The sequence below is a fragment of the Streptomyces sp. L500 genome (assembly GCF_054551825.1).
Map to the genome: position 1 here is coordinate 95,656 of NZ_JBTOLC010000004.1, position 12,789 is coordinate 108,444.

10 protein-coding genes are annotated in these 12,789 nt (G+C 73.4%); 5 read left to right on the forward strand and 5 right to left on the reverse strand.

From position 1 onward, the window contains the following. Nucleotide 1 precedes the first annotated feature (1 nt). Nucleotides 2-1,372 (reverse strand): PAS domain-containing protein, encoded by a 1,371-nt coding sequence (locus ACX9I7_RS06880; protein ID WP_387575344.1) that lies wholly within the window; start codon nt 1,370-1,372, stop codon nt 2-4. Between the two features lie 421 nt (nt 1,373-1,793). Next, nucleotides 1,794-2,435 carry a pyridoxamine 5'-phosphate oxidase gene (pdxH, locus tag ACX9I7_RS06885; RefSeq protein ID WP_387575728.1) on the reverse strand — a complete coding sequence of 214 codons (642 nt, stop codon included), beginning with the start codon at nt 2,433-2,435 and terminating at the stop codon, nt 1,794-1,796. 602 nt (nt 2,436-3,037) lie between these two features. Here pdxH and ACX9I7_RS06890 point away from each other — a divergent pair. Then, nucleotides 3,038-4,138 (forward strand): citrate synthase 2, encoded by a 1,101-nt coding sequence (locus ACX9I7_RS06890; protein ID WP_459386794.1) that lies wholly within the window; start codon nt 3,038-3,040, stop codon nt 4,136-4,138. A gap of 76 nt (nt 4,139-4,214) precedes the next feature. Here the strand turns inward: ACX9I7_RS06890 and ACX9I7_RS06895 are convergent, their stop codons facing one another. The 3 genes from ACX9I7_RS06895 to ACX9I7_RS06905 all read right to left on the reverse strand — a co-directional run bounded on the left by ACX9I7_RS06895 (nt 4,215) and on the right by ACX9I7_RS06905 (nt 7,508). Beyond that, nucleotides 4,215-5,870: a transporter gene (locus ACX9I7_RS06895; protein ID WP_459386795.1), complete on the reverse strand. Its 1,656-nt coding sequence runs from the start codon at nt 5,868-5,870 to the stop codon at nt 4,215-4,217. Then, complete coding sequence (locus ACX9I7_RS06900; protein ID WP_189453165.1) at nt 5,867-6,673, reverse strand: ABC transporter ATP-binding protein; 807 nt, start codon at nt 6,671-6,673, stop codon at nt 5,867-5,869. The genes ACX9I7_RS06895 and ACX9I7_RS06900 overlap by 4 nt, the downstream gene beginning before the upstream one ends. A 166-nt stretch (nt 6,674-6,839) precedes the next feature. Next, the gene (locus ACX9I7_RS06905) at nt 6,840-7,508 is read right to left on the reverse strand and encodes a bifunctional DNA primase/polymerase (protein WP_387575338.1); all 669 of its coding nucleotides are present in this window, start codon (nt 7,506-7,508) and stop codon (nt 6,840-6,842) included. A 368-nt stretch (nt 7,509-7,876) separates the two neighbouring features. Between ACX9I7_RS06905 and ACX9I7_RS06910 the strand changes: the two genes are divergently transcribed. The 4 genes from ACX9I7_RS06910 (at nt 7,877) to purU (ending at nt 12,763) form a co-directional block, all read left to right on the forward strand. After that, complete coding sequence (locus tag ACX9I7_RS06910) at nt 7,877-9,265, forward strand: transcriptional regulator (protein ID WP_189453161.1); 1,389 nt, start codon at nt 7,877-7,879, stop codon at nt 9,263-9,265. A gap of 472 nt (nt 9,266-9,737) precedes the next feature. After that, nucleotides 9,738-11,291: a hypothetical protein gene (locus ACX9I7_RS06915; protein WP_459386796.1), complete on the forward strand. Its 1,554-nt coding sequence runs from the start codon at nt 9,738-9,740 to the stop codon at nt 11,289-11,291. Between the two features lie 105 nt (nt 11,292-11,396). Then, nucleotides 11,397-11,840 (forward strand): SCO4402 family protein, encoded by a 444-nt coding sequence (locus tag ACX9I7_RS06920; protein ID WP_189453576.1) that lies wholly within the window; start codon nt 11,397-11,399, stop codon nt 11,838-11,840. A gap of 59 nt (nt 11,841-11,899) precedes the next feature. Beyond that, nucleotides 11,900-12,763: a formyltetrahydrofolate deformylase gene (gene purU / locus ACX9I7_RS06925; protein WP_189453157.1), complete on the forward strand. Its 864-nt coding sequence runs from the start codon at nt 11,900-11,902 to the stop codon at nt 12,761-12,763. Nucleotides 12,764-12,789: the final 26 nt, after the last annotated feature.

The following is a 12,789-nucleotide window of genomic DNA, read 5'->3' on the forward strand; positions in this document are numbered from 1 at the left end:
TTCAGCCCGCCGTCGTCACCGCCAGGTCGATCGAGGCCGCCACCCGGGAGGCGATGTCCTCCGCGTAGATCGCGTCCGCGCGGTCGAAGGCGCGGCGCGAGCCGCCTCGTAGGAAGGTGACGACGCCCACCGTCCGGCCCCGGCTGCGCAGGGCCGTGGACAGGGCGTGGCGGGTGCCGTCGGGCCATTTGCGGGTGGCGGCCCAGTTCTCCGAACGGTCCGCCGCCGCACGCACCGAGCCGCAGCGCTCGACGGCCTGGAGCGCCGGGTGACCGTCGAGGTAGGGGACCGGCAGGCCGCCCGCCGAGGTCAGGGGGCCCTGGCCCGGGGCCCAGGCGGGCGTCGCCGCGGCGCGGATCAGCCGGATCGGGCCCTCCGGGACGGGCCGGGGCTCGGGCAGCAGGTCGATCAGGGCGTGGTCGGCGAAGCCCGCGAGGGCGAAGTCCATGTAGAGGGCCGCGGCCTCCATGGGGTCCTCGCACTCCGCGACCGCCCGCCCAGCCCGGTGCAGCTGGCTGCCCCGGAAGCGCAGCCGGGCGCTCTCCTGCTCCGCCAGCCGGGTCTTGGTGACGTCGAGGAACAGCCAGGCCACGCCCAGGGGGACGGGTTCCTCGACCAGCGGGGTGGCCAGCCGCAGGAAACCGCTGCGCCAGCAGCGCCGCTCCGGGACGGGCGAGGGGCCGCCGCCGTGGTCGCGGACGGTCACCCACAGCTCGGTGGGCGCGGGCGGCGCGCCGGCGGCCAGGACGTGCTGGAGGGCGCCCTCCACTTCCTCGACGCCTTGGTCGAGCAGTTCGCCCAGGGGGCGGCCCAGTAGGGCGGTGCGGCTCGTGCGCAGGGCGCGGGCGGCGTGGGCGTTGGCCAGGGCGGGGCGCAGGTCGGCGTCGACCAGCACCACGCCCCAGGACGCGTCGCCGAACAGCGCCTCGCTCAGGGCGACGGACCGTTCCAGGTCGATCTGGGTGTGCACCTCGCTGAACGCGCAGTACACCCCCGCCGGTCTGCCGTCCGTGCCGGGCACGGTGGAGGACTGGACGCGGACGAGCACCCGCCGGCCGTCCTTGGTGAGCAGCGCGAACTCGTCCACCTGGCGGCCCGGCGACTTCATCACGCCCAGCAGCCGCCCGGTGACCTCCTCGGCGTCCGCCTCGCGGGCGGCCCAGCCGCCCAGGCCCCGGCGGCCCACGGCCTCCTCGGGCGTCCAGCCGAGTATCCGCTCGGCCTCGCGGTTCCAGTGGGTGACGTGACCGTCGGCGTCGAACGCGCACAGTGCCGCGTCCATGCCGTCGAGAAGCGCCGCCAGGAGGTCGTGGTCCTCGCTCTCCGGGGCCGCCCGGTGGCCGGTGGGGCCGGGCTGGTGTGGAGCCGTCACGAGATACCCCCCGCTGGACGTGTCCGCGTGCCCTGCAAGTCCTGCACGACCGGCATTCAACTCGACCCCGGCGCACCCCACACCGACTTCGCCGAAATCGATGCCCAAGGAAATTCGCTTGCCGGGGGCGCGCGGCCGTTCCTAGGCTGTGAGGCACACGAGAAGGGAGGTGGTTCGGGACATGATTTCTTTCCGGACGCGTGAGGTGACTGCGGGCTAGCGCCCGTCGTCGCGTTCCTACGCAGCGCCGGCCACGCCGGCCAATCCCAAGCAGTCACCCGGTCCGTGGGCCGCCGAGTCGTCCGCTCGGCACCGTCGCTCCGCCGTCAGGCGGGGAGGCGGTAGCAGCCCACGGGCCGTCTGCGTTTTCGGGCCCGGATGGCTCTACGGAGCCGGGTGGCTCCCTGGGGCCCGGGTGGCTCTACGGGCAGAGGCGTTCCACTTGCCAGCCCGTCTTCGCGGTCTCGTCGCGGACGTACCGGAGCCTGTCGTGGAGGCGGTTCTCCCGGCCCTGCCAGAACTCGACCGTCTCCGCCGTCACCCGGAAGCCGCCCCAGTGCGGCGGCACCGGCACGGGCTCGCCCTCCGGATGGCGGGCGGCCATTCGCTCGTACGCCGCGTCGAGTTCGGCGCGGGAGGCGACCACCGTCGACTGCTCGCTCGCCCAGGCGCCGATCTGCGAACCATAGGGGCGCGCACGGAAGTACGCGGCGGTCTCCTCGGCCGGCACCCGTTCGGCCGTACCGGTGACGACGACCTGCCGGGCCAGGGGGTACCAGGGGAACAGCAGGGAGACGCGCGGGTTCTGCGCGATCTCCCTTGCCTTGCGGGAGTTGTAGTTGGTGTAGAAGACGAAGCCCCGCCGGTCGTACCCCTTGAGCAGCACCGTCCTGGAGCTGGGCCGTCCGGCGGCGTCGGCCGTGGAGACGACCATGGCGTTGGGCTCGTGGAGCTCGCTCGCGGCGGCCTCGGTGAACCAGTGCGCGAACTGCTCGTACGGGTCGGCCGTCAGCTCCGTCTCGGACAGGCCCGCGGAGCGGTAGTGCGCCCGCATGGCGGCCAGGTCGTGCTGGAGGTCGAACGCGAGTCCGTACTCGAGGCCGTCATCGCCGTCGTAGGCGTCGTCGGCGTCGTCGGATGTGTAGTCGTCGGCGTGGGACACGTGGACATCTTGCAGCACGGGGTGGCCGACATTGCGGGCGGACGGGTGTTCGGGCGGCTCTCCTGCCCCGGAATCCCGCTCCGTAACCCTTTCACCAGTGGAAAGTTGGGTGTGCCGGACATCACCTTCCCCGCAAGCCCCGAACCCCCCAAAATCACCGGTGGACAGCTGTGGCTTCCCGTCAGCTCCGGCTATCGTGTCCGGCCCCGGACCCGGCACCGTACTTCTGCGGAGCCCGGGTGATGTCCGGGGTGAAGTACATCCGCACGGGGCATGACCGGGTAGACCGGAACGGACCGCGAGCCGCGCATGCTGCCGCGTAACCGCGCCGGCCACTCCTACCGGAGCGCAGCACCCCCACCGGAAGCACCACCCCCACCGGAAAGCAACAGCCGCAAGCCCAACCCCATTGACCTCTTCCGATCCATGGCCGGACCTCCGGAGATCCCGGACGGTCCGCCGGTCGGCAGCCGCTTGTCGCACACATCATGAGGAGCCGCCTGATGTCCGACTTCGTCCCCGGACTCGAAGGAGTCGTCGCGTTCGAAACGGAGATCGCCGAACCCGACAAGGAAGGCGGTTCCCTCCGCTACCGAGGCGTCGACATCGAGGACTTGGTGGGCAACGTCTCCTTCGGCAACGTCTGGGGGCTGCTGGTCGACGGCGCCTTCAACCCCGGGCTCCCGCCGGCCGAGCCGTTCCCCATCCCCGTCCACTCGGGTGACATCCGCGTCGACGTGCAGTCCGCGCTGGCGATGCTCGCGCCCGTCTGGGGCCTCAAGCCCCTTCTCGACATCGACGAGGCCACCGCCCGCGACAACCTCGCCCGGGCCGCCGTGATGGCCCTGTCGTACGTCGCCCAGTCGGCCCGCGGCCAGGGACTGCCGATGGTGCCGCAGCGGGAGATCGACAAGGCGGAGACGGTCGTCGAGCGCTTCATGAAGCGCTGGCGGGGCGAGCCCGACCCCAAGCACGTCAAGGCCGTCGACGCCTACTGGACCTCCGCCGCCGAGCACGGCATGAACGCCTCCACGTTCACCGCCCGCGTCATCGCCTCCACGGGCGCGGACGTCGCGGCGGCCCTGTCGGGCGCGGTCGGCGCCATGTCCGGCCCGCTGCACGGCGGCGCGCCCTCCCGCGTCCTCGGCATGATCGAGGAGATCGAGCGCACCGGCGACGCCGTCGCCTACGTCAAGAACGCCCTCGACAAGGGCGAGCGCCTCATGGGCTTCGGCCACCGCGTCTACCGCGCCGAGGACCCCCGCGCCCGCGTCCTGCGCCGTACGGCCAAGGAGCTGGCGGCCCCGCGCTTCGAGGTCGCCGAGGCCCTGGAGAAGGCGGCCCTGGAGGAGCTCCACAACCGCCGCCCCGACCGGGTGCTGGCCACGAACGTCGAGTTCTGGGCGGCGATCGTCCTGGACTTCGCCGAGGTTCCCGCGCACATGTTCACCTCGATGTTCACCTGCGCCCGCACGGCGGGCTGGAGCGCGCACATCCTGGAGCAGAAGCGCACGGGGCGTCTGGTACGCCCCTCGGCCCGCTACGTGGGACCCGGCCCCCGCGACCCCCGCGAGGTCCAGGGCTACGCGGACATCAAGGGCTGAGCCTCCGCCGCCGGATGCCGAAACGCCGGAGGGGCTGGATCCGTCCAGCCCCTCCGGCGTTTCACGGGAATCCCCGCTACCCCTTGCTCACCGCCGTGAGGATCTCCGGCAGGCGGTCCAGCATGCGCGGGGCCGCCAGGCGCAGGCCCGCCCAGGTCACCAGGACGCCGTAGCCCGCGCCCAGCGGCAGTACGGTCCACAGCCAGCCGTGGGCGCCCGCGAGGTGGAGGCCGATCGTGAGGGCGCCCAGCGGGGCGCAGAGGACGGCGCCGACGAGGGCGCCCAGCATGCCGAACCAGGCGAGGGCGCCCTGGCCGGGGGCGACGTTCTTGAAGCCGCTGTCCTGCGGGATCGAGTACGGGGCCAGGACGGAGGCGAGGGCGCCGGTGGCGAAGAGGGCGCCCAGGAGGGCGAAGGCCAGGCCCAGGACCTCGGCCCAGTCCTGCCACCTGCCGGTGAAGTAGGCCGTGCCGGTGACCACCAGGGCCACGTACGGGACGGCGATCAGGGAGAAGGTCAGGGCGCGGGCGCGCAGTTCGGCGTAGGCGTCGTGGCGGGAGCCGATCGTCTGGAGGACCATCCAGAAGGCCGGGCCGTCCTGGCCGAACTGGTTGTACATCTGCAGGCCGAGCATGGTCGGCGCGAACATGGCGAACCAGATGTTGGACATGCCCTGCGCCGCGTTGACGATCGGCACCAGCGCGCCCACCGCGAGCCCGGAGACCCAGGACGCCTTGGTCTTGGGGTCGCGCCAGATGTACCGCAGCGAGCGGTGCATGACGGTTCCGGTGCGGCCGGCGGGCAGCAGCCGGGCGAGGCCGGAGCCGTCGGGGCGGGCCTTCTCGGGCTTGGTGACGGAGGCCGCGCCGAGGGTGGAGGCGTCGCCGGCGGTCATGACCTTCGTCAGGCCGCGCTGCCACCACCACAGGACGGCGGCGAGCGCGACGACGGTGAGGGCCAGATCGACGGCGGCCCGCCCGTACGCGCCGTCGCTCGCGGCCCGGACGGCGTCCAGGGTGGAGCCCGGCGGGATCCAGCGCAGGACGTCGGCCACGGACTCCAGCTTCGCCATGCCGGCGCCGTTGAGCTTCTGCATGGCGAGGCTGAACAGCTGACCGCCCACCGCGATGACCAGACCGCTCAGCAGGGCCAGGTCACGGCCCTTGCGGCTGGTCAGCAGCCGGACGTTGGCCGTGGCCACGGCCCGGGCCAGGGCCAGGCAGACCAGCAGGGCCAGGGGCACGGCCAGGACGCCGACGGCGAAGGCGGCGGCGCCGTGGGCACTGGCGATCACCGCGCCGGTCAGCACCGCCACTGTGAACCCGGGGCCGATGCCCACCAGGGCCGCGGCCAGCAGGCCCGCCAGCATCGGGGTCGGGCGCAGCGGCAGCATCACCAGCCGGGTGGGGTCCATGGTCTCGTCGCCGCCGGGGAAGAACAGCGGCATCACCGCCCAGCCGAACGCCAGCAGGGCCGCCGTGCACACGGTCAGGGCGCCGACGTGGGCGTGGCCGCGCAGCGCGACGAAGCCGAGGAGCTGGAGCGCGGCGTAGAGGGAGACGAGGACGAGGGAGGTGATCCAGACGGCCTTGCGGCCGGAGGACTGCCGCAGTCCGTTGCGCAGCAGCGACAGCTTCAGCCGGACGAAGACGGCGGTGGTGGCGGGAATCGTCGAGGAGGTCGGCGAGGAGGGCGTGGAGGGGGTCGTGGAGGTGGTGGCTGCCGCGCTCATCGGGTGCCGCCGCCGAGCCAGTCGAGGTTGTCGTCGGCCGCGTTGCCGCGCATGCCGACGAGTTCCAGGAACGCGTCCTGGAGGGTCGGCGCGTCGCCGCGGACGTCCGCGAGGGGGCCGTGGGCGCGGATCCGGCCGCCGGCCAGCACCGCGACCCAGGAGCACAGGGACTCCACGAGTTCCATGACGTGGCTGGAGAAGACGACGGTGGCGCCGGAGGCGGTGTAGCGCTCCAGGACCTTGCGGATCGTCTGGGCGGAGACCGGGTCGACGCCCTCGAACGGCTCGTCGAGGAAGAGGACTTCGGGATTGTGCAGCAGCGCGGCGGCCAGGCCGATCTTCTTGCGCATGCCGGTGGAGTAGTCGACGACGAGCTTGTTCTGCGCGCCCGCGAGGTCGAGGACGTCCAGGAGCTGGGTGGCGCGCTTGTCGACCTCGTCGCCGGGCAGGCCGCGCAGCCGCCCGGTGTAGGCGAGGAGTTCACGCCCCGAGAGGCGCTCGAACATCCTCAACCCCTCGGGCAGCACCCCGATGCGGGCCTTGACGGCGGCCGGGTCCTGCCAGACGTCGGCGCCGCCGATCTCCACCCGGCCGGAGTCCGGGCGCAGCAGCCCGGTGACCATGGAGAGGGTGGTGGTCTTCCCGGCGCCGTTGGGGCCGACCAGGCCCACGAACCGGCCGGCGGGTATCTCCAGGTCGATCCCGGCGACCGCCACCTGCTCGCCGAACCGCTTCCACAGTCCCTCGACGCGGACCGCCGGTATGCCGGTCGTCCCGGTCGCGTTCGTCGCTTCCCGTCCCACGTGCTGTTCCTCAAATCCCCGAGTGCTGTTCCGGGGGACGGACTCCGCCCTGCCCCCCGGAACCACCCTAGAGGCGTGTCGAGGGGCGGGGGCATGAGGTTTGTCAGGACTTCGCGGACCGTCGGGACTTCCCGCCGCCGTCCCGGTGTGCCGGCCGGCGCGCCGGTCAGCGGCAGCTCGCCGGGGCGGTGCCCCGGCCGCAGGCGTACGCCAGGGCGCTGACGAGCTCCTCCGCGTCCGGCAGCCAGCGGTTGGCGGGCGTGGGCTGCCGGGCCCACTGGACCCGGCCCCGGTTGCCGATCCGGGTGGGTGGCGCGACCACGTAGCTGCCCTCGCCGTGGGGGATCAGGTCCAGCGTGGCGGGGGACCAGCCGAGCCTGCGGGCGTGGTCGGCGACCTTCAGGGAGCCGCCGGGCAGGACGAAGAAGAGCATCCGGCGGAAGGGCGTGCAGGTGACCGGGCCGAGCTGGATCTCCATCCGCTCCATGCGGGCCAGCGCCAGGAAGCCCGCCGACTCGGAGACCTCGAGGGCGTCGAAGGTGCGGCCCGTGGGCAGCAGGATGGAGGCGCGGGGCTGCTTGCTCCACATCCGCCGGGCCGTGGACGCGCTCCCCGTGGCCTGGGAGGCCCAGTCGGGCCGGGCCGGGTGGGCACCGGGCGCGGGGCACTCGTACTCCCCGCACGAGCAGCGTTCCCGTCCTTCGACGGCCTCCAGCCAGGTGCCCGGAAATACGTCCCAGTGCCGGTCCTCCGCGTATCTCCCGGCGGCATCGAGCACGCGCTCGCCGCGTTGTTGGGGAATGTGCGGGGCTCCTACTCCGATGGTCTCTTCCACGTTCAACACAACTCCCCTTGACATCAGGGGTTACGGCGGCGGCACGGGCTAGTTACGACTGCCGGCAACAGCACACGGGGCGCACGGATGCATGTACGGGGGCGCAGGCGAGGGTTCGCCGCCGCGAAGGGGTAGCCACCTGGGCGGCGGTTGACGGCGCGGGCCACCGAGGCGGTGGTTCCGTTCGTGGATCGCCGCGATTGGCGCGAATACCGGCAAGTCCTGCATTCTCCGGATATCCAGGGGGCAAAGATCACGGGAGAGAGCGTTCACGGCCGACCCGGCTGTCCCGGCCGAACCGGCTGTTCCGCATCCGGCGGGACTCATCGCGAACGCATAGCGGTATCAGCAGTCTCAGGGGGTAAAGCATGGCCGCGAGGCCACTTGTGGCGCGGCAGCCGAACGAACGGCTGCAGGCGCTCATCCAGGAAGCCGGCTGCTCCAACGCCGGGTTGGCGCGCCGTGTGAACATGTGCGGCGCCGAGCACGGACTGGACCTGCGGTACGACAAGACGTCCGTGGCCCGCTGGCTGCGCGGTCAGCAGCCGCGCGGCCGGGCCCCCGCTGTCATCGCCGAGGCCCTCGGCCGCAAGCTGGGCCGCACGGTGACGATCGACGAGATCGGCATGGCCAACGGCAAGAACCTGGCCTCCGGCGTCGGGCTCCAGTTCTCCCCGACCGTGCTCGGCGCGATCGAGCAGGTCTGCGAGCTGTGGCGCAGCGACGTCGGCCGGCGCGACTTCCTCAGCGGCACCTCGGTGGCGTCCTCCGCGCTCGTCGAGCCCAGCCGCGACTGGCTGATCACCGCCGCCGACGCGCAGGTCGCCCGGAGCGCGGGGGCACGGGTCGGCACCGCCGACGTCGAGGCCGTCCGCGCCACCACGGAGGCCCTCGTCGAGCTCGACCACCGCTACGGCAGCGGGCACGTCCGCCCGGTGGTGGTCCACTACCTCAACAGCGTCGTCTCCGGCCTGCTCGCCGGCTCCTACCGGGAGGCGGTCGGGCGCGAGCTCTTCGCGGCCGTGGCCCGGCTGACGGAGCTCGCCGGCTACATGGCCGTCGACACGGGCCAGCCCGGGCTCGCCCAGCGCTACTACATCCAGGCGCTGCGGCTCGCCCAGGCGGCCGGCGACCGGGGCTACGGGGGATACGTGCTGGCCGCCAGCATGAGCCACCTCGCCGCCTCGCTCGGCAACCCACGGGAGATCGCGCAGCTCGCCAAGGCCGCGCAGGAGGGGGCGCGGGGGCATGTGCCGCCCCGCGCCGAGGCGATGTTCTACGCCGCCGAGGCGCGCGGGCACGCGCTGCTCGGCGACGCGCGCTCCTGCCAGGTCGTCGCGAGCCGGGCCGTCTCCCGGCTCGAAGCGGCCGACAGCGGCCGGGAGTCGGGGGACGAACCGCCCTGGATCCGCCACTTCGACCAGGCGTACCTCTCGGACGAGCTGGCCCACTGTCACCGTGACCTGGGCCAGGCCGAACCGGCGCGGCGCCACGCGGAGGACGCGCTCGCCGCGCACCCGCCGGGCCGGGTCCGCCGCCGGGCGATCGACCTGCTGCTCCTCGCCACGGCGCACGTGCAGCAGAGGGAGGTGGAGGAGGCGGTCGCCACCGGCAGCCGGGCCCTGGAGCTGCTGGGCACGCTGCGGTCCAACCGGGGCGCGGAGTACCTGGACGACTTCCAGCAGCGGCTGGAGCCGTACCGGGACGAGCCGGTGGTACGGGAGTTCGGGGCGCGGATGGAGATGCAGGCGGCGTAGTCGGATGCCGGGCGGGTGGATCGCGGGTCAATCAGCCCGTCCGGCGTTTGAGGACAGGGCACGGCAGCCCGTCCGGCGTTTGAGGACGGCCCGCACAGCGGGGCGTTTCGGGGCGAACGGGCGGCGCATGGCCGACCGCCCGCAGGACCCGGTAGCGTGAGCCGCCGGTCCCGTAAGTCCCGTTACAGCCTGAGGAGTCCCGGTGACGCAGAGCGGACAGGGAAACGAGCCGCAGCGCCCTGCGGCCCCGCCCGCGCCGCCAGTTCGGCCTGCCCCCGATTGGGGCACGCCCTGGCCCACGGCCGGCGCCCCTCTCCCGCCGGAGAACCCGCCGCGGGGTGGTGGGGCCGGTGCGCCCGCGATACCGGAGATCCACGGGATACGCGAGATACGTGAGGAGCCGGAGATATCCGGTATACCCGGCGCGGGTCCTGGACACTCCGGGCCCGAATCCGCTGCCGAGGCCACGCAGTTGCTGCCCTCGCACCCGGGCAACCCGCCGGCCGTCGGTGGCCCCCACGGTGGCTCCTACGGTGGCCCCCATGGCGGTCACGCCTCCTACGGGGACGCGGAGGCCACGGCCTTCCTGCCGCCCATGACCGGGGCCGGTCCCGGGGCCGGTGCCGACGCCGCCACCCAGTACCTCCCGCCCGTCCCGGGCAACGGTGGCCCCACGGGCCCCATGGCCGCCGAAGCGGCCACCCAGTACCTGCCGCCCGTACCGTCCGCCCCCGGCGTGGACTCCGCCGCCGCGACGCAGTACCTCCCGCCCGTCGTCAACGAGCGCGACGAGCCGTCCCCCGCGCACACGGCGAACGCCGAGGCGGCGACCACCCTCATGCCGCCCGTGCCCTCGGCCGGGCCGGGGTCCGCTCCGGCAGCCGCGCCGGGAGCACCGGCCGCGCCCGGAGCCGCGCCCTCGTCCGCCACGGGCGCTGGCTCCGCCGCCGTCCCGCCGCCCGCCGCGCCCACCACCTCCACGCCCACGCCCGCCACGCCCTTCTCGGTGATGGCCCGGCCCGGGGAGCGGCCGCCGCCCGCCGAGTTCGACACGCTGTTCCGCTCCGCGACGCCCACGCAGCAGCTGCCGCCCGTACCGCCGGGCGGGTCCGTGCCCGCGCCCTTCGGGCAGCCGCAGGAGTCCCACGGCGCCGGCGGTTCGTACGGCTACCCCCCGCACTCCCCGGGCGCCCAGAACTCCGCGGGCTTCCCCAGCTCTCCCGGTTTCCCGGGCGCCCCGGGCCCGCAGGGGCACCGGGGCGGTCCCGGCATGCCGGGAATGCCGGGCGCGCCCGGCGCCCCGGTGGCGCCGGGCGGCGGCCACGGCGGGCCGCGTCCGGCGGGCCGCAAGAAGTCCCCGGCCGTGGTGATCGCGGCCGTCGTCGCGGGCTGCGCCGTCGCCGGGCTCGGCGCGGGCGCGCTGCTCAGCGGCGGGGACGACGACGGCGGCGGCGACAAGCAGAACGCCGCCGCCGCGAGCCCGGCGACGACCGCCCCCTCCGCCGCCGCGCCGACCAAGCCCGCGGACACCCCCAGCGCCACGCCCTCGCCGTCGGCCAAGACCGACGACCCGGCGGCGGCGCAGGCCAAGGCGCTGGACGCGCTGCTGAAGGACAGCAACAACAGCCGGGACGCGGTCATCAGGTCCGTGGACGCCACCCGGAACTGCAAGGACCTCGACAAGTCCGCCGCCGATCTCACCGCCGCCGCGGGCGAGCGCAACGCCCTGGTCGCCCGGCTCGGGCAGACGCCCACGGACAAGCTGTCCAACAGCGCCGCCCTCACCGCCCAGCTGACGAAGGCGTGGCAGTCGTCCGCCTCGGCGGACAGCCACTACGCGGCCTGGGCCCGCCAGGCCAAGGGCAAGAAGGGCTGTGTGAAGGACCACGCCCTGCCGACGCGCGACAGCGCGGACGGCGACCGTGCCAGCGCCGACGCGACGGCCGCCAAGAAGAAGGCGGCCGACCTGTGGAACCCGATCGCGCGGCAGTACGGCCTGACGCCCCACGACTGGACCCAGCTGTGAGCCTGAACGCCGGGGCCGGGCTCCGGCACGGCGCACGGGAACGTACGATCGATTGTTGTGCAGGGTTCAGAGAAGTCTTCCCGTCGCGGCCGCCGCTCGACCACCATGGGCGGTATGCCGCTCAATGACATGCCGTGGTGGCGCTGGCGTGCGAACGTGCGCTCGGCGCTGCACATGCTCTCGGACCCGGTCTTCCAGCAGGAGTGCTGGGTGGCGGGCCGGGAGGGGTACGGGGACGTGACCGACGCCGTCTACCGCCTGGTCGAGGACACCTGGCTGGACAACTGGTCGGCCGAGAAATACGTCGGCACGGTCTTCCGGGACTCGGGAGAGGCCGCGCTCGTCGACGTCGCCGTGCTGCGCGTGCTGCGGATCATGCACCAGGTCGGGGCGGACGCGCCGGCGTCCGCGTATTTGGGGCACCACGGCTGGCCGGAGGCCGTCCGGGCCGCCCGGGAGGCCCATGTGCGGATGGCCCTGGGCGACGGCCACGACCCGGACGCGCCGCCGCCCCCGCTGGCGGTGCTGGAGCTCGCGACGCGGTACTGACCGGGCGCCGACGGGCATCGGGCTCCGGCAGGGTCCCGGGTGTGCGACGCTATTGGGCTATGACCACCGAACAGCCCCAGCAGTACGTCCTCACCCTCTCCTGCCCGGACAAGCAGGGCATCGTCCACGCGGTGTCCAGCTATCTCTTCATGACCGGCTGCAACATCGAGGACAGCCAGCAGTTCGGTGACCGCGACACGGGCCTGTTCTTCATGCGCGTCCACTTCGGCGCCGAGGCGCCCGTCACGCTGGAGAAGCTGCGGGCCAGCTTCGCGGCGGTCGGGGACTCCTTCCAGATGGACTGGCAGATCCACCGGGCCGACGAGAAGATGCGCATCGTCCTGATGGTGTCCAAGTTCGGGCACTGCCTCAACGACCTGCTCTTCCGCTCCCGGATCGGCGCCCTCCCGGTGGAGATCGCCGCGGTGGTCTCCAACCACACCGACTTCGCCGAGCTCGTCGGCTCCTACGGCGTCCCCTTCCATCACATTCCGGTGACGAGGGAGAACAAGCCGGAGGCCGAGGCGCGGCTGCTGGAGCTCGTGCAGGCGGAGAACGTCGAGCTGGTCGTCCTCGCCCGCTATATGCAGGTGCTCTCCGACGACCTCTGCAAGGCGCTGTCGGGCCGGATCATCAACATCCACCACTCCTTCCTGCCGAGCTTCAAGGGCGCGAAGCCGTACCACCAGGCGCACGCGCGCGGTGTGAAGCTGATCGGTGCCACCGCGCACTATGTGACGGCCGACCTCGACGAGGGCCCGATCATCGAGCAGGAGGTCGAGCGGGTGGGCCACGAGGTCACCCCGGAGCAGCTCGTCGCCGTCGGCCGCGACGTCGAGTGCCAGGCGCTGGCCCGTGCCGTGAAGTGGCACAGCGAGCACCGCGTCCTGCTGAACGGCACCCGCACGGTCGTCTTCGCGTGATTCCGCTCCCTCCCCCGGCCCGGGCG